Annotated in this window: 17 protein-coding genes and 1 riboswitch; of the genes, 13 read left to right on the top strand and 4 right to left on the bottom strand. The window is 63.8% G+C overall.

Annotated features, from left to right (window positions below):
* Position 1 precedes the first annotated feature (1 nt).
* The 13 genes from PZL22_RS12845 to derI all read left to right on the top strand — a co-directional run bounded on the left by PZL22_RS12845 (position 2) and on the right by derI (position 13334).
* Positions 2 to 1120 (top strand): ABC transporter ATP-binding protein, encoded by a 1119-nt coding sequence (locus PZL22_RS12845; protein ID WP_003536390.1) that lies wholly within the window; start codon positions 2 to 4, stop codon positions 1118 to 1120.
* Positions 1117 to 2241, top strand: a complete 1125-nt coding sequence (locus tag PZL22_RS12840; RefSeq protein ID WP_003536387.1) for an ABC transporter ATP-binding protein — start codon at positions 1117 to 1119, stop codon at positions 2239 to 2241. Before PZL22_RS12845 ends, PZL22_RS12840 begins: the two co-directional genes overlap by 4 nt.
* Entirely contained in the window at positions 2241 to 3818 is a 1578-nt protein-coding gene (locus tag PZL22_RS12835; RefSeq protein WP_003536386.1) for an FGGY-family carbohydrate kinase, read from the top strand. The genes PZL22_RS12840 and PZL22_RS12835 overlap by 1 nt, the downstream gene beginning before the upstream one ends.
* Entirely contained in the window at positions 3815 to 4852 is a 1038-nt protein-coding gene (locus PZL22_RS12830) for a 2-hydroxyacid dehydrogenase (RefSeq protein WP_003536384.1), read from the top strand. The genes PZL22_RS12835 and PZL22_RS12830 overlap by 4 nt, the downstream gene beginning before the upstream one ends.
* Positions 4853 to 4861: 9 nt before the next feature.
* Positions 4862 to 5530 carry a class II aldolase/adducin family protein gene (locus PZL22_RS12825; RefSeq protein WP_127517385.1) on the top strand — a complete coding sequence of 223 codons (669 nt, stop codon included), beginning with the start codon at positions 4862 to 4864 and terminating at the stop codon, positions 5528 to 5530.
* 4 nt (positions 5531 to 5534) lie between these two features.
* The gene (locus PZL22_RS12820) at positions 5535 to 7073 is read left to right on the top strand and encodes a glycerol-3-phosphate dehydrogenase (RefSeq protein ID WP_003537289.1); all 1539 of its coding nucleotides are present in this window, start codon (positions 5535 to 5537) and stop codon (positions 7071 to 7073) included.
* A 13-nt stretch (positions 7074 to 7086) separates the two neighbouring features.
* The gene (locus PZL22_RS12815) at positions 7087 to 8142 is read left to right on the top strand and encodes a class II aldolase (RefSeq protein WP_003537288.1); all 1056 of its coding nucleotides are present in this window, start codon (positions 7087 to 7089) and stop codon (positions 8140 to 8142) included.
* Entirely contained in the window at positions 8139 to 9422 is a 1284-nt protein-coding gene (locus PZL22_RS12810; protein ID WP_284718683.1) for an FGGY-family carbohydrate kinase, read from the top strand. The genes PZL22_RS12815 and PZL22_RS12810 overlap by 4 nt, the downstream gene beginning before the upstream one ends.
* A complete protein-coding gene (locus tag PZL22_RS12805) occupies positions 9419 to 10264 on the top strand; it encodes a TIGR01459 family HAD-type hydrolase (RefSeq protein ID WP_003537286.1) in 846 nt (281 codons plus the stop codon). Before PZL22_RS12810 ends, PZL22_RS12805 begins: the two co-directional genes overlap by 4 nt.
* Before the next feature lie 13 nt (positions 10265 to 10277).
* Positions 10278 to 11201, top strand: a complete 924-nt coding sequence (locus PZL22_RS12800) for a sugar phosphate isomerase/epimerase family protein (RefSeq protein ID WP_003537274.1) — start codon at positions 10278 to 10280, stop codon at positions 11199 to 11201.
* Positions 11202 to 11309: 108 nt separating this feature from the next.
* A complete protein-coding gene (locus PZL22_RS12795) occupies positions 11310 to 12095 on the top strand; it encodes a DeoR/GlpR family DNA-binding transcription regulator (protein WP_003537273.1) in 786 nt (261 codons plus the stop codon).
* Positions 12092 to 12859 carry a triose-phosphate isomerase gene (locus PZL22_RS12790; protein ID WP_003537272.1) on the top strand — a complete coding sequence of 256 codons (768 nt, stop codon included), beginning with the start codon at positions 12092 to 12094 and terminating at the stop codon, positions 12857 to 12859. Before PZL22_RS12795 ends, PZL22_RS12790 begins: the two co-directional genes overlap by 4 nt.
* Before the next feature lie 37 nt (positions 12860 to 12896).
* Positions 12897 to 13334 (top strand): D-erythrulose-4-phosphate isomerase, encoded by a 438-nt coding sequence (gene derI / locus PZL22_RS12785; protein ID WP_003537271.1) that lies wholly within the window; start codon positions 12897 to 12899, stop codon positions 13332 to 13334.
* A 636-nt stretch (positions 13335 to 13970) separates the two neighbouring features.
* On the opposite strand, the gene PZL22_RS12780 is transcribed toward derI, so the two are convergent.
* From PZL22_RS12780 to PZL22_RS12765, 4 genes are all read right to left on the bottom strand, one after another.
* Entirely contained in the window at positions 13971 to 16181 is a 2211-nt protein-coding gene (locus PZL22_RS12780; RefSeq protein WP_003529202.1) for a TonB-dependent siderophore receptor, read from the bottom strand.
* Positions 16182 to 16332: 151 nt separating this feature from the next.
* Positions 16333 to 17217: an AraC family transcriptional regulator gene (locus tag PZL22_RS12775; protein WP_003529200.1), complete on the bottom strand. Its 885-nt coding sequence runs from the start codon at positions 17215 to 17217 to the stop codon at positions 16333 to 16335.
* Between the two features lie 225 nt (positions 17218 to 17442).
* Complete coding sequence (locus tag PZL22_RS12770) at positions 17443 to 17916, bottom strand: 6,7-dimethyl-8-ribityllumazine synthase (RefSeq protein ID WP_003529198.1); 474 nt, start codon at positions 17914 to 17916, stop codon at positions 17443 to 17445.
* Positions 17917 to 18006: 90 nt separating this feature from the next.
* A riboswitch (FMN riboswitch) is annotated at positions 18007 to 18172 on the bottom strand.
* Between the two features lie 115 nt (positions 18173 to 18287).
* Complete coding sequence (locus tag PZL22_RS12765; protein ID WP_003529197.1) at positions 18288 to 19349, bottom strand: ABC transporter ATP-binding protein; 1062 nt, start codon at positions 19347 to 19349, stop codon at positions 18288 to 18290.
* Between the last annotated feature and the right edge of the window lie 4 nt (positions 19350 to 19353).

Below are 19353 nucleotides of genomic sequence, written 5' to 3'. Positions count from 1 at the left end.
AATGACAACGCTGCAACTGAAAAACATCGTCAAGCGCTACAAGAGCCAGACGGTCCTGGACGATCTTTCGCTCGACGTGGCCAATGGCGAGCGACTGGTGCTCTTCGGTCCGTCCGGTTCCGGCAAGACCGTTCTGCTTCGGCTGATCGCCGGCGTCATCGAACCGGATGGCGGCCGGGTCCTGATCGGCGGCGAGGACATGACGGACGTGGACGCGGAACATCGCGGCCTCGGCATGGCGTTCCAGAACTTTGCGCTGTTCCCGCATATGAGTGCTTTCGACAACATCGCCAGCGCGCTGACCTCGCGGAAGTCGTCCAGGGATACGATCGCCGCCGGCGTGCACAAAGTCGCAAAGCTCCTGAAGATCGATCATGTGCTGAGCCATCATCCGAAGGCGCTCTCCAACGGCCAGAAGCAGCGCACGGCGCTTGCACGCGCCCTCGTGGGCTCGCCGCCGCTGCTGCTCCTCGACGATCCGCTTCGCAACGTCGACGCCAAGCTGCGCTTCGAGATGAGGCTGGAACTGCCGCGCCTGCTTGCCGCTCAAGGGGCGACCGTCATCTACGTCACGCAGGACTACAAGGAGGCAATGGCGCTCGGCGACCGCATCGCGGTCATGGCGTATGGGCGTATCCGCCAGATCGGCACGCCGGCGGAAATCTACAACGCGCCTGCCGACATCGAGATCGCCCGGCTCTTCGGCGATCCGACCATCAACCTGCTCGATGTCGTGCCGCAGCGCGGTCCGGACGGCGCCTTCGTCGAACTCTCCGACATGCGGCTGCGCCTGCCGGGCTTCGGCGCGGAAATTATCGAAAAGCAGTGCGTCCTCGGCCTGCGCCCCGAGACGATCGCTTTTGCCGAAGCCAGCGCGCATGGTGCGATTCCGGTGACCGTCGAGGCGGAAACGCCGCTCAACGAGAAGACCGTGACGCTGGCGCTGACCGCCCGCGGCCGCGAGATACTGGTGTCCCGCCCTGCCGGCACCCCCGGCCCGGTCGCCGGACCGGCGCATATCGCAGTCGACGGTCGGGCGGCCTTTCTGTTCGACAAGGCGACGGGTCAGCGCATCCTTCCTTCCGAACTGGCATCCAAGCGCGATGGAGAAGCGGCATGAACGCTACCGCTCTTTTGATCGACAACGTCGACAAGTTCTATGGTCCGGTCGACTACGGCGTTCACGCCGTGAAGCAGCTGAACATGGAGGTGAAGAAGGGTGAGATCATCGCGCTTCTGGGCTCCTCCGGCTGCGGCAAGACCTCGACCCTTCGAATGATCGCCGGCTTCGAACCGGTATCGCGCGGCACGATTTCGGTCGCCGGCCGGCAGGTGCATATGCTTGCGCCGGTCCGCCGCAACGTCGCCATGGCCTTCGAGGGCTATTCGCTCTATCCGCCGCTGACGGTACGCGAAAACATAGCTTTTGCGCTCAAGGCGTCGAAGCTTTCGCAGAGCGTCGTCGAAGAGAAGGTAGCGAGCATCGCCAAGCTGCTCGAGATCGAGGATATTCTCGGGCGTTATCCGAGTTCGATTTCCGGCGGCCAGCAGCAGAGGGCGTCCCTAGGGCGTGCGCTCATCCGCGATGCCGACCTGCATCTCCTCGACGAGCCGATGGGCCAGCTCGAGCCGCAATTGCGCGCCGTGCTGCGCGGCCGCATCAAGCACTACATCAAGGAGCGCGGGCTGACCGCCATCCTCGTCACCCACGACCAGACCGAGGCGAATGCGCTCGCCGACCGGATCGCCGTCATGGAAGGCGGGGTGCTGCAGCAGTTCGACACGCCCCAGAAGATCAAGGAACGGCCGGCGAATCTCTTCACCGGAACCTTCGTCGGCGAGCCGCCGATGAACGTCTTCGAGGCCAGCATCAGCGGCACGGATGCTCGCGTGACCTTCGGCCTCAAGGACGGCGTCCGGCTCGAGTATCAGGCCGCCGATTTCTCCCATGCCGTCCGCGATGCGCTGATGAAGCGCCAGAATGTGGTTCTCGGCATCCGGCCCTATTCCGTCCGGCGCAGTGCAGACGGGGTGACGGGACGCGTTGCCGTCAATCAATGGCTCGGCGACCAGACCCATATCGCGGCCGATTTCGCCGGCGGCACCATGGTGCTGGTCGAACATGATCGTACCAGCCTGGAGATCGGTCAGCCGATCGGCATCCGGCTCGACCCTGCAAGCCTGCACGTGTTCGACAGCGAGAGCGGTATGGCGATCTCGCACGGCGAGGAGCTCGCCTGATGCGCGACATCCTCATCGGCATCGATGCCGGGACGTCCGTCATCAAGTCGGTCGCCTTCGATCTCGGCGGCCGGCAGCTGGCGATGACGGCGGTTCCGAACAGCTATGAGGCGGTGGGCCGCACCGGCAGCGTTCAGGAGTTGCGGCGTACCTGGACGGACACAGTCAAAACCCTGGTCGAGCTCTCGGCCAGGATCGAGAACCTCCCTGGCCGTGTTGCCGCCATCGCGGTGACCGGTCAGGGGGACGGCACCTGGATGATCGACAGAGAGGGCGAACCGGTGGGCAAGGGCTGGCTCTGGCTCGATGCGCGCGCGAGCGCAATCGTCGAGCGCCTGCGTGCCGAAAGCGGCGATGCGGAGCGTTTCTCGCGCACCGGCTCGGGTCTTGCCGCCTGCCAGCAGGGCCCGCAGTTGCGCTGGATGAAGGATCATGCGCCGGAGATGCTGCAAGGCGCTGCGACCGCTTTCCATTGCAAGGACTGGCTCTATTTCAATCTCACGGACAAGCGCGCGACCGATCCCTCGGAAGCGAATTTCACCTTCGGCGATTTCCGCAAGCGCCAGTATTCCGATGAGGTGATCGACTTTCTCGGTCTCAACGAACTCAAGCACCTGCTGCCGGAAATCGTCGACGGGGCGAGCACGCATCACCCTCTCTCGGCCGCCGCCGCGGCTGCCACGGGCTTGCCGGCGGGGACGCCGGTGGTGCTCGGCTATGTCGACGTCGTCTGCACGGCGCTCGGCGCGGGCCTTTACGATCCCGGAACCGACACGGGCTGCTCGATCATAGGCTCCACGGGCATGCACATGCGTCTGGCGGCCGGCGCCGACGATGTCCGGCTCAACCAGGATCACACCGGCTACACCATGTGCATGCCGATACCCGGCACCTATGCGCAGATGCAGTCGAATATGGCGGCGACGCTCAATATCGACTGGATCCTGCAGTTCGCGGGAGGTCTCCTGAAGGGCATGGGGATCGAGAAATCGAAGAACGATCTGCTCGCCCATGTGGACGGCTGGCTTTCCGAGGCGAACGAGACTCCGCTTCTCTTCCAGCCCTATATTTCGGAGGCCGGTGAGCGCGGCCCCTTTGTCGATGCCTCGGCCCGCGCCTCCTTCGTCGGGCTTTCGATCAACCACGGCTTCGGGGACATGGTGCGCGCGGTCTTCGACGGCCTCGCCTTTGCCTCGCGGGACTGTTACGCCGCGATGGGGCCGCTGCCGGCCTGCGTTCGTCTGTCGGGAGGAGCTGCGCGCAGCGCCTCGCTACGCCGCATTCTCGGCGGGGCTCTCGGCGCCAGCATCCAGACCAGCGAACGCGAGGAGGCGGGTGCCGCCGGTGCGGCGATGATCGCCGCCGTCTCTCTGGGCATCTATCCCTCCATGGCCGACTGCGTCCGCGAATGGGTGCGGCCGCACCATCGGCCGGCAGAACCCGCGGATGAAGAGCTCGCGCGCCGCTATGACGCGCTTTTCCCCGCTTACAAGCAGTCGCGCCTCGCGCTTCAACCCGTCTGGCATGCGCTCTCCCACGCAGCCGGAACGGGAAACCAACAGGAAAGACCGCAATGAAGAAGATAGCCATTATCGGCGACCGGTTCATGCTGCCGGATGTTTTTCGCGACAAGATCGTCGAGGCATGCGGCGACGAGCATGAGATAAGCATGCTCGAGCTGCCCTGGCCGGACGTGCCGATGGAGCACGGCTATGCCGTCGAGGGGATGGACGGCCTCAAGGAATATCTCGGCAAGCCCGGGGACATCGTCGACTTCGTCGGCGATGCCGAAATCCTCGTGACGCAGCTTGCGCCGCTGTCCCGAACCATGCTGGCCGACCTGCCGGGATTGAAGCTCGTCGCCGTCTCGCGCGGCGGTCCGGTCAATATCGACATGAAAGCCGCTCGCGAGGCGGGCGTCCTCGTCGTCAATACGCCCGGCCGCAATGCGAGCGCCGTCGCCGAATTCACGATCGGTGCCATCCTCGCGGAGACGCGCCTCATCCGCGTGGGGCACGAGGCGCTGAGGCGAAGCGAATGGCGGGGCGATCTCTACCGCGCCGACCGCACCGGCCGCGAGCTTTCCGAAATGGCGGTCGGCGTCATCGGCTACGGCAATATCGGCACCAAGGTGGTCCGGCTGCTTCGTGCTTTCGGCACCAAGGTGCTCGTCCACGATCCTTATGTGCAGCTCAGCGCCGAAGACCGGAATGCCGGCGTCGAACACGTCGCGTTGGACGAACTGCTTGCCCGCGCCGACCTGGTTACGCTTCATCCGCGCGTCAGCGAAGAGACGAAGAACATGATGAATGCGGAGACCTTCGCGAAGATGAAGCCGGGGGCGATATTCGTGAACACGGCCCGCGGGCCGCTCTGCGACTATGACGCGCTTTACGAGAATCTCGTCAGCGGCCATCTCGCAAGCGCGATGCTGGAGACCTTTGCCGTCGAGCCCGTGCCGGAAGACTGGCCGCTCTTGAAACTTCCCAATGTGACGCTGACGCCGCATATAGCGGGCGCGTCGGTGCGCACCGTGACCTATGCGGCGGAAATGGCCGCAGAGGAAGTGCGCCGCTACATCGCCGGCCTGCCGCCGGTCAATCCGTGCTGAGGTAGGACGATGAACGAACTTCAACTGCGCCAGTCGATCATCGACCATTGCCGCCACATGAATGCGATCGGCCTCAACCAGGGCACTTCGGGCAATATCAGCCTGCGCCACGGCGGCACGATGCTGATCACCCCGTCTGCGATCCCCTATGCCGAGATGACGCCGGACATGATCGTCGCCATGCCGATCGAGGGCGAGTATGGCGCCTGGGCAGGGCCGAAGAAGCCCTCGGTCGAATGGCCCTTCCACCTCGACATTCTGCGGGCGCGGCCGGATGTCGGCGCCGTCGTTCATACCCACGCGACCTTCTCGACGATCCTCGCGATGGCGCGCAAGCCGATTCCCGCCTGTCACTACATGATCGCCGCCTTCGGCGGTTCCGACGTGCGCGTCGCCGATTACGCCCGCTATGGCACGAAGGCGCTGTCGGAAAACGTGCTGAAGGCGATGGAGGGGCGTTCCGCCTGCCTCATGGCCAATCACGGCATGATCGCGACCGGTTCGAGCCTGGAAAAGGCGATGTGGGCGGCGGTCGAGCTCGAGACGATCGCCAAGCAATATTACCACGCGCTCCTGATCGGCGGTCCGGTGGTCCTGCCGCAGGAGGAAATCGCCGGCGTCATGGAGGGATTTGCCACTTACGGCCATCAGGACAAACCCAAGGGCGAGGCCGCCTGACCGCATGACGACGACAGGAGACAAGCACGTGAGTTCCGAAACCGGCACATACGACCTTTTCGTCATCGGCGGCGGCATCAACGGGGCGGGCATTGCCCGCGACGCGGCAGGGCGGGGGCTCTCGGTCCTCCTCTGCGAGAAGGACGATCTGGCGCAGGGCACGAGTTCCCGCTCCGGCAAGCTCGTCCATGGCGGCTTACGCTACCTCGAATATTACGAGTTCCGCCTGGTGCGCGAAGCCCTGATCGAGCGCGAGGTTCTGCTGGAATCCGCACCTCACATCATCTGGCCGATGCGTTTCGTGCTGCCGCACAATCCCGCCGACCGGCCGGCCTGGCTCGTGCGGCTCGGCCTCTTCCTCTACGATCACCTGGGCGGCCGCAAGCGTCTCCCCGGCACGCGGGTGCTCAACCTGCGCACGGCCCCGGAAGGCGCTGCGATCAAGCCGGCCTATCGCAAGGCCTTCGAATATTCCGACTGTTGGGTGGACGATGCCCGACTCGTGGTGTTGAACGCGCTCGACGCGAAAAAGAAAGGCGCCCGGATACTGACCCGCACCGCCTGCACCAGTATTCGCCGGCGCGGCGACCTCTGGCACGTCGAGATGACCGATGCGGAGACCGGCGCGAAGACGGAGGCCAAGGCGCGCTGCGTGGTCAACACCGCCGGGCCTTGGGTCAACGACGTGATCGGCCGGGTTGCCGGACTGAATTCGAGCCGCAGCGTGCGCCTCGTCAAGGGCAGCCACATCGTCGTGCCGAAGTTCTGGGAGGGGCGGCAAGCCTATCTCGTCCAGAACCCAGACAAGCGCGTGATTTTCATCAATCCCTATCAGAACGATCTGGCGCTGATCGGCACCACGGATATTCCCTATGACGGGCGGCCTGAGGACGTCACGGCCGACGAAAACGAGGTCGCCTACCTCCTGAAATCGGTGAACCGCTATTTCAAGCAGCAATTGGCGCCGGGCGACATCCTTCACAGCTTCTCGGGTGTGCGTCCGCTTTACGACGACAATGCCGAAAATCCGTCGGCGGTGACACGCGACTATATTTTCGAGCTCGACGCCGCCGGGAAGGAAGCGCCGCTGCTCTCGGTGTTCGGCGGCAAGATCACGACCTTCCGCAAGCTCTCCGAGCACGCGCTCGAACGGTTGAGGCCTTTCTTTCCCACGATGGGCCCGGCCTGGACGGCGCGTGCGCATCTACCGGGCGGCGACATGGCGGATGCGGATTTCGACCAGTTCCTCGGCGAACTGCGCGCGCGCTACCGATGGCTGCCGGCGGACCTCGCCAAGCACTACGCCCGGCTTTACGGCACGCGGGCGCATGATCTGATCGGCGGCGCCACCTCGCTCGACGAGCTTGGAACGGCGTTCACCCCGCTCTTCCGGGAGCGGGAAGCCCGCTTCCTCATAGAGAATGAATGGGCGCGCACGGCGGAGGACCTGATCGAGCGGCGCACGAAGCACGGCCTGCACATGAGCGAAGCCGAGAAGCGGGCCTTCAGCGGCTGGTTCGAAGGCCAGCAGGCTGCGGCGTGAGAAGGAAGAATTGATGTTGCGAAGCTCCGAATTCGAAGCGCTTCTCGATCTGTCGGCGCGTGTCGGCGCCGATCCGGATCTCGTCCAGGGCGCGGGCGGCAATACCTCGATCAAGGAGGGTGGAACCCTCTGGATCAAGGCTTCCGGCCTGTGGCTTGCCCATGCCCGTCGGCGCGACGTGATGGTGCCGGTCGCGCTCGACCCGCTGCTCGACGCGCTGGAGCGGGACGACCCGGCGACGGAGAAGGCGCAGGATTTCGTCGTCAGGGATCTGAACCCCTCGGGCCTTAGGCCGTCGATCGAAACCACGGTCCACGCGCTGATGCCGCAGAAGGTGGTGGTTCACGTTCATTGCGTCGAGACGATCGCGACCGCCGTTCACGCCGACGCGGCGGCGATTGCCGGGGAGAAGCTTCAGGGCATTCCCTACGCCTTCGTTCCCTATGCCAGGCCGGGGCTGCCGCTTGCCAAGGCAATCGCCGAGCGGATTCGGGAAGACACCTCGGTCCTGGTGCTCGGAAATCACGGGCTCGCCGTCGCCGCCGAGACGGTCGGGGACGCGGCGCGTCTTCTCGCAGAGGTATCCCAACGCTTTGCCGTGCCGGTGCGGCAGGCGCCTTCCGCCGACCTGGAGGCGCTGTCGCGCCTTGCGGTCAACAGCGCCTATCGCCTGCCCGACGACGGGCGGATCCACGATGCCGCGACCGACCTCGAAAGCTGCAGGATTGCCGCGGGAGGCAGCCTCTATCCGGACCACGTGATCTTTCTCGGCAAGGGATCGGTTGTCGCCGCTCCGGGAGAAAACGCGCTCTCTCTCGAAGAGGGCTTCCGTCGCGCCGGAGAGAGCCTGCCGCCGGTCCTTCTCTTTCCCGGCAAGGGCGCCTTGGTGCTCAAGGATATCTCAGCCGGCGCGCTCGCCATGGCGCGCTGCCTTTCGGACGTGACGGCGCGAATCCCGGATGGTGCAAGGCTGCGCTATCTCACCGATGCGGAAAACGCGGAACTTCTCGGCTGGGACGCGGAAAAATACCGCCAGCAGCTGAACCGTGCAGGGCAGGTGCTGCAATGAGCGGGCGGGGCAAGCTCGTTCTCGGAATCGACCTTGGCACGTCCGGTGCGCGTGCCGTGGCGATGACGGCTGCAGGCGAGATCGTCGCATCGGGCGCCGCCAGGCTTGCCGTCTTTTCCGATGACCATCGCGATCCGCTCGGCTGGTGGAGGGCGGTTCAGGCCGCGCTTGCGCAGGCACTCGAAGCGATCGACGGCTCGCACATATGTGCGGTCGGCATCGACGGCACGTCGGGCACCATGCTCCCGGTCGCTGCGGACGGCGCGCCGCTCGCGACGCCGCTCATGTATAACGACCCGGTCGGCGACACCGCCATTCTGGAGCGCATCGCCGTTCATGCGCCCAAGGAGAGCGCGGCACATGGCGCGACATCGGGGCTCGCCAAGCTGCTGACCTTCCAATCGCTCTCGGAGGTCTTCCGTGTCATCCACCAGGCCGACTGGATTGCCGGCCATTTCACCGGGCTTTATGACGTCAGCGACGAAAACAACGCGCTGAAGACCGGCTACGATCCCGTTGCCCGCAACTGGCCGGAATGGCTTGCGCGGACCGGCGCGCGTATCGATCTTCTGCCCGATGTTTTGCCGGCGGGGGCGCCGGTCGCGACGATCTCGCCTGCCGCGGCGGAAGCCTTCGGCCTGCCGAGCGAAACCGTTATCGTCGCGGGTACGACGGATGGCTGCGCTTCTTTCCTTGCGACCGGGGCTGACCGGCCGGGTGACGCCGTAAGTGCGCTGGGCACGACGCTGACTGTGAAGATGCTCTCCGACAAGCCGCTCTTTGCCCCGGAATTCGGGCTCTACAGCCACCGGATCGGCGACATGTGGCTTGCCGGCGGCGCCTCCAACACAGGCGGCGCGGTTCTCGCCGCGCATTTCAGCAACGATCGGATCGCCGAGCTTTCGGAGCAAATCGATCCGGCGAGCGACACGGGCCTCGACTTCTATCCGCTGCTGAAACCCGGCGAGCGGTTTCCGGTGGCCGATCCCGCCTTCATGCCGCGCATGGCACCGCGCCCGACGGAGGACGCCGAATTCCTGAAGGCGATCTTCGAGGGCATCGCGGGCGTCGAGCGTCTTGCTTATGAGCGGCTCGTATCCCTCGGCAGCCCGGCCTTGGGCTCGATCCGCACCGTCGGCGGCGGCGCGAAGAACGGGGTGTGGACCGAAATCCGAAAACGGAGGCTCTCCGTTCCCTTCCTGCCGGTGCTATCGGAGGAGGCCGCTGCCGGCGCCGCTCGCCTGGCGCTTTCCGGAGCGAAAGAGGCGGGGGTGCTATGAGCGTCGTCCGGGAAATACCAGCCCTCTCTGCGGTCGCAGACGCATATGATGCCTTCCTCGTGGATCAATACGGAGTCCTGAGAGACGGGCGCGGACCCTATCCGGGTGCGGCGGAAACGCTTGTCCGCCTCAAGCAGGCCGGAAAGCGGGTCATCATCCTCTCCAATTCCGGCAAGCGCTCGGCCGAGAACGACCGGCGGCTGGAGGCGCTCGGTTTCGAGGGCGGAAGCTGGGACTGGTTCCTGACCTCGGGAGAGGTTGCCTGGCAGCTCTTGAAACGGGAGGCCGAAGGCGAGGGTGGCGCAGCGCGCAAATGCCTTCTGATCAGCCGCGATGGCGATCAGTCGCCGCTCAAGGGGCTGAACCTCGTCCGCACCGAGAGCGGTGAGGATGCCGACATCGTGCTGCTGGCGGGGAGCGAGGGCGATATCCATCCGCTTTCCTATTACGAAGATCTGCTGGGCCCGGCGGCCCGGCGGGGCATCCCGTGCCTTTGCACGAACCCGGACAAGGTGATGCTGACGAGGAGCGGCCCGGCCTTCGGCGCCGGTCGCATCGCCGAGCTTTACGAAGAGCTGGGCGGTCCTGTCCGCTGGATCGGCAAGCCGTTTGCCGACATCTACGACTTCGCGCTCGATTTTCTCGGGCGGCCGGACCCGCGGCGCGTCTGTGCCATAGGCGACAGCGTCGAGCATGACATTGCCGGGGCTGCGGCGGCCGGGCTCGGCTCGGTGCTCGTCGCCACCGGAATTCTCGAGCAGCGGTCGGACGCGGAGCGCCGGCAGCTCTTCCGGGAGCACGGCGCGAGCCCCGATTTCATCCTCCCGAAATTCCTCTGGTAGCAAGGAGCCGGCAATGGCCTTCACGCTGTCGCTCAACACCAATCCTCTGGTCAACCGCTTTGCCGAGGCGGACGACCTGATCGATACCATCGCCGAGAAGATCCGTATCGGTCATGTCCAGCTCACCCATGAATTCGTCAATCCCGGCTGGCCGGCGGCGACGATCAACAAGACGCTCCGGCAGTTTCGAAGGGCGCTCGGGCGTACCGGCGTGAAGATCACCTCCGGCATGACCGGCCCCTATGGCCGTCTCAATCATTTCGGACATCCCGACGCGGACGTCCGGCGCTATTATGTCGACTGGTTCAAGACCTTCGCCGATATCTCCGCCGAGCTCGGCGCTTCCGGCATGGGCACGCAATTCGCGATCTTCACGCTCAGGGATTATCACGACCCGGCGCGTCGGGAGGAGCTGATGACGATCGCCATCGAATGCTGGCGCGAGGTGGCGGAGCACGCCAAGGCCGCGGGCCTTTCCTATGTCTTCTGGGAGCCGATGTCGGTCGGCCGCGAGTTCGGCCACACGATCGAGGAGTGCAGGGCACTCGACCGGCGTCTGGCGGCAGCCGACCTGCCGATCCCGATGAGGATGATGGTCGACATCGACCATGGCGACGTCACATCGCCGAACGCCGCCGATGTCGATCCCTATGCTTGGGCGGAGGCCTTTCCGCGGCAGTCGCCGATCATCCACGTCAAGCAGTCCTCGATGAACAAGGGCGGACACTGGCCCTTCACGGCCGTCTACAACAAGGACGGCAGGATCACGCCCGAGCGACTGCTCGACGCCGTCAGGAGGGGAGGCGGCACGGACAACGAGATCTGCCTAGAGCTCTCCTTCCGGGAGCGGGAACCGACCGATCGCAACGTGGTGGAGATGATCCGGGAGTCTGTTGAATTCTGGGAGCCGTTTATCGACACAGGATTCAATGCTTAGAAATATCACATGGGAATGTAACAAAATCCCAGATTTGAGTTGAAAAATAACATAATAATGTTACCTTTCCCTTGGCGCAGCGGAGGCTGCACCTGACGGGACGATACGATGAAACCGGAAGACAGACGCCAGGCGATCATGGATGTTCTGATGGAGGCTGGGACAGCCTCCGTCGAAGAACTCGCCCTTCGCTTCGGCGTCAGCAAGATGACGGTTCATCGCGACCTTGACGATCTCGAGCAGGCGGGGCTCCTGCGGAAGGTCCATGGCGGCGCTTCCATTCAGTCGAGCCCGCAATTTGAAAGCGATTTCCGGTACCGTGAAAAGATCGCGACCGGCGAGAAGCGCCGCCTTGCGGAACATGCGGCGACGCTGATCGAGCCCGGCCAGAGCATCATCATCGACGACAGCTCGACGGCCGGCGCGATCGCAGGGTTTGTCAGGGATATTCGCCCGCTCACCGTCATCACCAACAATCTCGGCGTCATTGCCGATCTTTCGGGGGCCCCGGGCATCAACCTGATCGCGCTCGGCGGGCAATACAGCAAGAAATTCAACGGCTTTTTTGGTGTCGTCACCGAGGAGGCGCTGCGCTCGCTGCGCGCCGACGTGGCCTTCCTGTCGAGTTCGGCCATCGAGGGCGCGTCAGCTTTCCACCAGGATCAGGAGGTCGTGCAGATCAAGCGCCAAATGGTGAAATCCGCCAGCCGCAAATATCTCCTGGTGGACCACGGCAAGTTCGGCCGGTCGGCCCTGCATTTTCTGACGGGGCTCACGGCCTTCGATGCGGTGCTGACCGGAAACGAAGTGTCCGAGGGGAATGCGGCGGCGCTCGGTGACGCCGGCGTCAAGCTCGTCAGGATCGACGTCAGGAAAATATTGGAGAACGCATGAGCAAGTCTGGTCTCTGGGTCGGCACGAGCTGGAAGATGAACAAGACGCTGGCCGAGGCAATGGTCTTCGCCGACGGTCTTGCTGCCGCCGACGATGTGCGCGATCAGCGGATACAGCGCTTCGTCATTCCTCCGTTCACCGCCGCGCGGCAGGTGAAGGAAAGGCTTAAGGCGACGAGCGTCAAGGTCGGTGCGCAGAACATGCACTGGGACGATGCCGGCGCCTGGACCGGCGAAATTTCCCCGGTCATGCTGAGCGATTGCGATCTCGACATCGTCGAGCTCGGCCACAGCGAGCGGCGGGAGCATTTCGGCGAGACCGACCGCACCGTGGGCCTGAAGACGGCAGCCGCCGTCAAGCATGGGCTCGTGCCGTTGATCTGCATCGGCGAAACTCTCGCGCAACGCGAAGCGGGCGAGGCGGATACTGTCCTGAAGCGCCAGGTGGAAGGCGCCTTTGCCTTTCTCGAAGGCGCGGCGCGGAAGGCGCCCGTTCTTCTGGCCTACGAGCCCGTCTGGGCGATCGGCGTCAACGGCATACCGGCGACCGCCGACTATGCGGACGCCCGCCATCGCCTCATTGGCGAAGTCGCCGAGCGTGCACTCGGCGTGAAGGTTCCGGTGCTCTATGGCGGCAGCGTCAATCCTCAGAACTGCGAGGAATTGATCCTCCAACCCCATATCGACGGGCTCTTCATCGGCCGCTCCGCCTGGGACGTCGGCGGCTATCTCGACATTTTGCAACGCGTAGCCCGGGCGATCTGAGTTGCCGGGCAACAACACCTTAGGGAAAGGAAACGACATGAAAATCGCGATTGGAGCCGACAGCGCCGGCAAGCCCCTGCTCGACGTCATCGCCGCGCATCTCGCCAAGAGAAGCGATCTCGAAGTCAAGGACCTGAGTCAGACCGGCTACTATGCCGATCTCTCCCGCGACCTGGCCCAGACGATCACGGCCGGCGAAAACGAACGCGGTATTCTGATCTGCGGCACCGGCATCGGCGTGTGCATCTCGGCCAACAAGGTGCCCGGCATCCGCGCCGCGCTGACGCACGACACCTATTCCGCCGAGCGGGCGGCCAAATCCAACAACGCCCAGATCATCACCATGGGCGCGCGCGTCATCGGCCCGGAACTGGCGAAATCGATCGTCGATACGTGGCTCGCCTCCGAGTTCGACCCCAACGGTCCGTCGGCGGCAAATGTCGAAGCGATCGACCGCCTGGATCAGGCGAAGTAACGGTCGCGAATTCTGCCGCGCATGCTGATCCTCCCTCATGCGCACGCAGCGAGACGCCCGGCAGCAATGCCGGGTGTTTTCGTTGGGGGGGCGGTGTGCCGGGTGCTCCCCGTTTTTGACGCTACGGCATGCACATATCTCTTGTTGTCCGGCCCTTCGCGGATTTACTCCGGAGTGGCGGCATCTGTATCCAGCAGTGGCGAGGCTTGGGGATGGGTCCTTGGGATCAAACCCGTATGCGCTAACATTGGCATTAGCGGTCACCCGCCCCTCAACCGCCTGCCGGCACCTTCTCCCCGCAGGCGGGGAGAAGGGACAAGCGGCGCCGACTGAACCCCGCATTCACCGCCCGCCCGAGGGAGCGAGCGGGCGCGGCATATCCCTTCTCCCCGCCTGCGGGGAGAAGGTGGCGGCAGCCGGTTGAGGGGCAAGCCCGACCGAGCGGGGGTTGAGGCGGTTGGGTTCCCGAGGGATCCCTTTCATGAGCAGTATCCGCCGCACCGGCGCGCAAGAGATATGTGCATGCCGTAGCATTTTTGACGGGGAGAAGGGACAAGCCGCGAGGCCGCGAGTCCCCTTCGCCCCGCTTGCGGGGAGAAGGTGGCCGGCAGGCCGGATGAGGGGAGGTCCCGCCCTTTACCACTTCTTGCTAAGCTTCAGCGTGAAAGTCCGGCTTTCGCCATAGCCGCAGGTCTGGAGACCCTGGCAACCCGCAACATATTCCTTGTCGAACAGGTTGGCGACGTTGAGCGACGCCGTCCAGTCGTTCTTCTCGTAGCGGATAGCGGCATCCACGAGCGTCGCAGCGGGGACTTTCTTCGTGTTCTCCGCGTCGGCCCAGGATTCCCCCTGGTAGCGCACGCCGGCGCCGAGGCTCACGCCCTCGAACGTGCCGTTCGCAACCGTGTAGTCGAGCCACAGCGACGCCTGTGTTTCGGGAATGAGAACCGGTGTATTGCCGATGAGACTGGCGTTGAGATCTTCCGTGACCTCGAGATCGGTATAGGAGAAGGCGCTTATGATCTTCCAGTCGGTATTGAGATTGATCTTGCCCTCGAGTTCGACGCCTCTCGAACGGACCTCGCCAAGCTGCGAGTTGACGAAGAAGCCGGGAACGGCAATTGAGACGTTCTGCTTGGTTATCTGGAAGACTGATGCAGTCAACAGCCCGTCGATAAAGGAGGGCTCGTATTTGACGCCCGCCTCGTATTGATAGCCTTCCTCCGGCTCGAGCGCGACCATCTTTGCCGGATTCGTCGGATCCGATGGATCGCTCGTGCCCGTGCCGACCAGCGGATTGAAGAAAGTCGCAGCGCTTACATAGGGCGTGAGGCCGTTGTCGAACTCGTAAGCGAGGCCGGCACGGCCACTGAAGGCACCGTCATTCGATTCGTAGCTCGTGCCGATCGCGGCGTCGGATTTGGTGTCCACATAGTCGTAGCGGCCGTTGAGCGTAACCAGCCAGCCGTCGCCAAAACGAATCTGGTCCTGTGCGTAGAGGCCGATCTGCTGCTGCGTGACGATCTGATCGAGATATACGAAATTTGCACCCTGAGGTGTGCCGTAGACCGGATTGGTTGCGCTGATCGGGGTCGCGCCGCAGCATGCCTGAATATGGTCGAGCCGGTAGTATTTGTAATCGAGGCCGGCGAGGAAGGTGTGGGTCGTGGCGCCGAGATCGAAATCCGTTTCCGTCCGGTTGTCGATCGAGAAGCTGTCGACTTTCGACGTCGCCTCGAAGCCGATGCGGTTCAGGAGGAAGTCCGGGCCGGTAGGTGCGCCGCCGACATAGCCATAGGTGTACGGGTACTTCTCGTGTTTGTGAAGATTGGCGTAGCGCGCGTTCTGGGTGAAGGTCCAGCCATTGTCGAAGTCGTGCTTGAACTCGTAGCCGAGCATCTGCTGCGTATAGCTGCCCTCGTCGATATCAGGCTCGCTGTAATAGGCATCCCGGTCGATCTTGCCGAAGGGCGCGTCTTCGACGGTTCCGACATAGGGCAGGAAGCCGTTGCCGACATGGACCTGATCGAGGCCCTGAAGCAGGCCGAAGACGGTCAGGCTGGTTGCGCCATCGGGCGCATAGGTTACCTGAGGAAGGATGAAACCGCGCAGATCTTCGGAATAGTCCGAATAGTTGTCGCCGCCGGCGACCTTGCCGGTGAGGCGGTAGCGAACCGTTCCGTCATCGTTCAGCTTGTCGTTCACGTCGAAGCCGGTGAAGGCATTGCCGTTGCTGTTGATGCCGAGCTCGGTGTAGTAGAGCGGCTCGTCAAGCGGCCGCTTGCTGATCAGGTTGATGATGCCGCCCGGATTGGACCCGCCATAAAGCACGGAGGCAGGCCCTTTGAGCACCTCGATTCGCTCCAGCATGAAGGGGTCGATCTGGAAGTTCCCGAAGCCGAAGCTGAAGAGCGGCAGTCCGTCGAGGAAGAGGCCCGTCTGTGCCGCATCGAAGCCGCGGATGTAGAACCAGTCCGTATCCGGGTCGGTGCCGAATGGTGCCGACAGGACGCCCGGCGTATAGCGCAATGCTTCATCGACCTTGTTGACCACGGCGCGGTCGTCCAGTTCCTCACGCCCGACGACGGAGACCGACTGGGGGATTTCGTTGAGCGGCATGGCGGTCTTCGACCCGGTCGCGGTCGCCTTTGCGACGTAGCCGTCCACCGGTCCGGTCGCGCTGGCGCCGGCCGCATTGCCGCCCTCGACGACGATTCGCTCGAGCTGCGTGGCGTTTCCCTCCTGCGCCAGCGCGATTCCGCTCATCATCAGCGGCGCGAGCGCAACTCCGCTCGCCAAAAGAGTCTTCAGATGCGCCCCGCGGATCCTGCACTTCATCTCATTCATGCCCCGAAATCGGCCGGTCCCGCCGTTGCCCCGCGTGACCGGTACTGTCAACGATAAGATGAGTGTCTAGATCAACTATTTTGGCGGCGCTTGTCCCGATATCAGGAAATTGAACGATTTTGGGCAAAACTGCGCGGTGCCGGCGGACTCGTCAGGCGGTGTGACTTTTCTTCCAGAGGGCCGGAGTCGTGCCGACTGCCTTGCGGAACACACGGGTGAAGTGCGCCTGATCGGCAAAACCCGTCTCGGCGGCAATCGAGGTCAGCGGGGCGTCGCTCCTGAGCAGCATCTGCTTTGCCCGTTCGACCCGCGCATTGATGTGCCACTGGTGAGGCGCGACACCCGTCGAAGCCTTGAAGGCGTGGCTGAAGTGCGATTGGGAGAGGCCCGTGAGGCCGGCGAGCTCCTCGAGCCGGACATTACGGGCGAAATTCTCCTCGATGAAATCGACCGCCCGCCGCAATTGCCACGCCGCAAGCTGGCTGCGCTTGCGGCCGCTTCGCTTGCCGATCTTCATGAGATCGATGAAAAGCGCCACCGTAAGACTGTCGCCGTAAAGATCGTGGAGGGGCTGGGGATTGAGGCACTCGGCCGCGATCAGCCCGGCAAGCGTGAGGAAGCGTTCGTCCTGGAACATCAGCCGGGGCGTCTCGATTGCCGCGGCGTCCAGGTCTTCCTTCAGGCGCCTGCCGAGCGCATCGACGTCGAAGTGAAGATCGAGATGCCGGATGTAATGGATGTCCACGACATCGGTCCAGAGCTCCATTCCGGCCGGAATATAGGAGAGGGCCTGCCGATGATAGTTCTGGACGGCACCCTTGCCGTTCGCGGCGAGCTTCACCCTGCAATTGCCGCCGCCCCTGGCATCGAGCACGATGAACATGCGGGGGTCCTCGGCGACATAATAGCCGCCCGCATGCGGAACGCATTCCACGTCCCAGACGTCCGCAACCACACCATTCCACTCTCGACGGTTGAGGCCGCCTATGATCGAAAACCCGCTTATCCTGTTCTGCATGCGCGGCTGGAATGTCATCGTCGCTTTCTCCGGTCCTGCCGGCTACAAGGCAAAACCGCAACAATCCTTCTCATTTAAGTCAAGTTTATTAGCGCGCAACGCGCGGGTTTTCAATCGCTTCAATGCAAAGGCGCGCGGCCATGCCGGCCGCGCGCCTTGGAATGCCGGAGGGCTGCCGCGAGTCTCCTTCGCCCCGCCTGCGGGGAGAAGGTGGCCGGCAGGCCGGATGAGGGGCAGCACCGTTCAGGCGTCGACCAGCGCAAGCTTCGCACGCGCATCGAGAATCTGCGCGCAGGCATTCGCGGCTTCCTCGCCCTTGATGACGAAATGGTCGCGGAAGAAGGCGATCAGCGGCTCGCTTTCCTGGAAGTTGTGGGGTGTCAGCACCGCGGAGAGCACCGGCACGTCGGTATCGAGCTGGACGCGCATCATGCCGTCGAGCACCGTGCCGGAGACGAAGTCGTGGCGATAGATGCCGCCATTGACGACGAAGGCAGTGCCAAGGATCGCCGCGTAGCGGCCGGTCCTGGCGAGCGCCTGCGCATGCAGCGGGATTTCGAGCGCTCCCGGCACGTCGAAGATCTCGACATCGGCGGCGCTGCCGCCGAGTTTCGTCCATTGCGCGACGAAGGCGTCGACGCAACGGTCGACGATATCGGCGTGCCAGCGGGCGCGGACGATGGCAATTTTGGCGGAGGGGTGGGAAAGTATGGTCATGGTCTCAAGCCTTTCAGGGTTGGCATTTTTCCAATGATCCCGTCGGGCGAACATGCATGCGCGAAGACCCCGGGGAGGGGCGACGCTTCTGCTTGCTCTCTTCCATCCGGACTATAACCGTCGGCTCCGGAATTCGACCGGATCTGCTGACCTTCGCACGAAAATGCGAAGCGCTCGCGGGCTCCGACCACCGACCATTCCCGATCCTGTGTTCGCTACCGCCGGTGGGGAATTTCACCCCGCCCTGAGAACGCTTGCGACTATAGCGGCTGTTTCGCCGCCGTCAAATCTGTGCTGCGACGTGAAAGCGAAAAATCACGACAGAATTTTCCAAGGATTTCACGCCCCTGAACAATTCATTCCGGCCGCCTCTATTCGCGGATGACGAGCAGGTCCTTTGCCGCGAAACGCAGCGTGACGCTCTCGCCGGCGACCGGTGGGGTCATGCCCGGATCGTTGAACATATCGAAGGAGATTATGTCTTGGCCGACCCGCAGCTTGGTGCGGATGACGGAGCCGAGAAAGCTCCTCGATACCACTTCGCCCGGAAGTGCGGTATCGCCCCTGGCGCCCTCGGCGATCGAGCCTGCTTCCGGCCTGAGTGCCAGCGAGATGCTGTCGCCGCCTTTTGCCCCGGCAATCGGCTCTTTCAGTGAAATGCGCTGCCCGCCGATGGTGACTGCGCCGCTTGCGGGATCGGCCACCTTGCCCTCGATGATGTTGAGCGTGCCGACGAAGGAGGCGACGAAGCGTGTCGCCGGGGTGTTGTAGATCTCGAAAGGGGTGCCGATCTGATCGGCGCGGCCGGCATTCATGACGACGATCCGGTCGGAGATCGACAGTGCCTCCTCCTGGTCGTGCGTCACGAATACCGTGGTGATGCCGAGCTGCTGCTGGATCTGGCGGATCTCCTCCCGCAGCGAGATGCGGATCTTTGCATCGAGCGCGGAGAGCGGCTCGTCGAGGAGCAGCACCTGCGGCTTGACGGCGAGGGCGCGGGCAAGCGCCACGCGCTGCTGTTGTCCGCCGGACAATTGATAGGGGAAGCGGTCCGCCAGATGCTCGAGCTTGATCAGCCCGAGCATCTGCTTAACCCGTGCCTCGATCTCCGTTTTGGAGGCGCCGGCGACCTTGAGGCCGAAGGCGACATTGTCGTGGACATTCATGTTGGGAAAGAGCGCATAGGCCTGGAACACCATGCCGATATTGCGCTGGTTCGGCTTCAGCGCACCCTGGTCCTTGCCATCGATGAAGATCGAGCCGCCGGACGGGGTCTCGAAGCCGGCAATCATGCGCAGGATGGTCGTCTTGCCGCAGCCGGAGGGGCCGAGAAAGGAGACGAACTCGCCCTTGTCGATCCCCATGTCGAAATTATGCACGACCTGAACCGGGCCGAAGGATTTCTGAATATTGGTCAATTGCAGGAATGCCATGTGA

The organism is Ensifer meliloti (assembly GCF_030064585.1).
Taxonomy (GTDB): Bacteria; Pseudomonadota; Alphaproteobacteria; order Rhizobiales; family Rhizobiaceae; genus Sinorhizobium; species Sinorhizobium meliloti.
This window is presented reverse-complemented; position numbering and strand designations above follow the sequence as displayed.

Excerpts from the sequence above, each read along its gene's own strand:
- PZL22_RS12770 (WP_003529198.1), bottom strand. The coding sequence starts at position 17,916 with ATGACCATACTTTCCCACCCCTCCGCCAAAATTGCCATCGTCCGCGCC.
- PZL22_RS12765 (WP_003529197.1), bottom strand. The coding sequence starts at position 19,349 with ATGGCATTCCTGCAATTGACCAATATTCAGAAATCCTTCGGCCCGGTT.
- PZL22_RS12775 (WP_003529200.1), bottom strand. The coding sequence starts at position 17,217 with ATGACATTCCAGCCGCGCATGCAGAACAGGATAAGCGGGTTTTCGATC.
- derI (WP_003537271.1), top strand. The coding sequence starts at position 12,897 with ATGAAAATCGCGATTGGAGCCGACAGCGCCGGCAAGCCCCTGCTCGAC.
- PZL22_RS12820 (WP_003537289.1), top strand. The coding sequence starts at position 5,535 with ATGACGACGACAGGAGACAAGCACGTGAGTTCCGAAACCGGCACATAC.
- PZL22_RS12780 (WP_003529202.1), bottom strand. The coding sequence starts at position 16,181 with ATGAATGAGATGAAGTGCAGGATCCGCGGGGCGCATCTGAAGACTCTT.
- PZL22_RS12790 (WP_003537272.1), top strand. The coding sequence starts at position 12,092 with ATGAGCAAGTCTGGTCTCTGGGTCGGCACGAGCTGGAAGATGAACAAG.
- PZL22_RS12835 (WP_003536386.1), top strand. The coding sequence starts at position 2,241 with ATGCGCGACATCCTCATCGGCATCGATGCCGGGACGTCCGTCATCAAG.
- PZL22_RS12810 (WP_284718683.1), top strand. The coding sequence starts at position 8,139 with ATGAGCGGGCGGGGCAAGCTCGTTCTCGGAATCGACCTTGGCACGTCC.
- PZL22_RS12805 (WP_003537286.1), top strand. The coding sequence starts at position 9,419 with ATGAGCGTCGTCCGGGAAATACCAGCCCTCTCTGCGGTCGCAGACGCA.
- PZL22_RS12795 (WP_003537273.1), top strand. The coding sequence starts at position 11,310 with ATGAAACCGGAAGACAGACGCCAGGCGATCATGGATGTTCTGATGGAG.
- PZL22_RS12825 (WP_127517385.1), top strand. The coding sequence starts at position 4,862 with ATGAACGAACTTCAACTGCGCCAGTCGATCATCGACCATTGCCGCCAC.
- PZL22_RS12815 (WP_003537288.1), top strand. The coding sequence starts at position 7,087 with ATGTTGCGAAGCTCCGAATTCGAAGCGCTTCTCGATCTGTCGGCGCGT.
- PZL22_RS12800 (WP_003537274.1), top strand. The coding sequence starts at position 10,278 with ATGGCCTTCACGCTGTCGCTCAACACCAATCCTCTGGTCAACCGCTTT.
- PZL22_RS12845 (WP_003536390.1), top strand. The coding sequence starts at position 2 with ATGACAACGCTGCAACTGAAAAACATCGTCAAGCGCTACAAGAGCCAG.
- PZL22_RS12840 (WP_003536387.1), top strand. The coding sequence starts at position 1,117 with ATGAACGCTACCGCTCTTTTGATCGACAACGTCGACAAGTTCTATGGT.
- PZL22_RS12830 (WP_003536384.1), top strand. The coding sequence starts at position 3,815 with ATGAAGAAGATAGCCATTATCGGCGACCGGTTCATGCTGCCGGATGTT.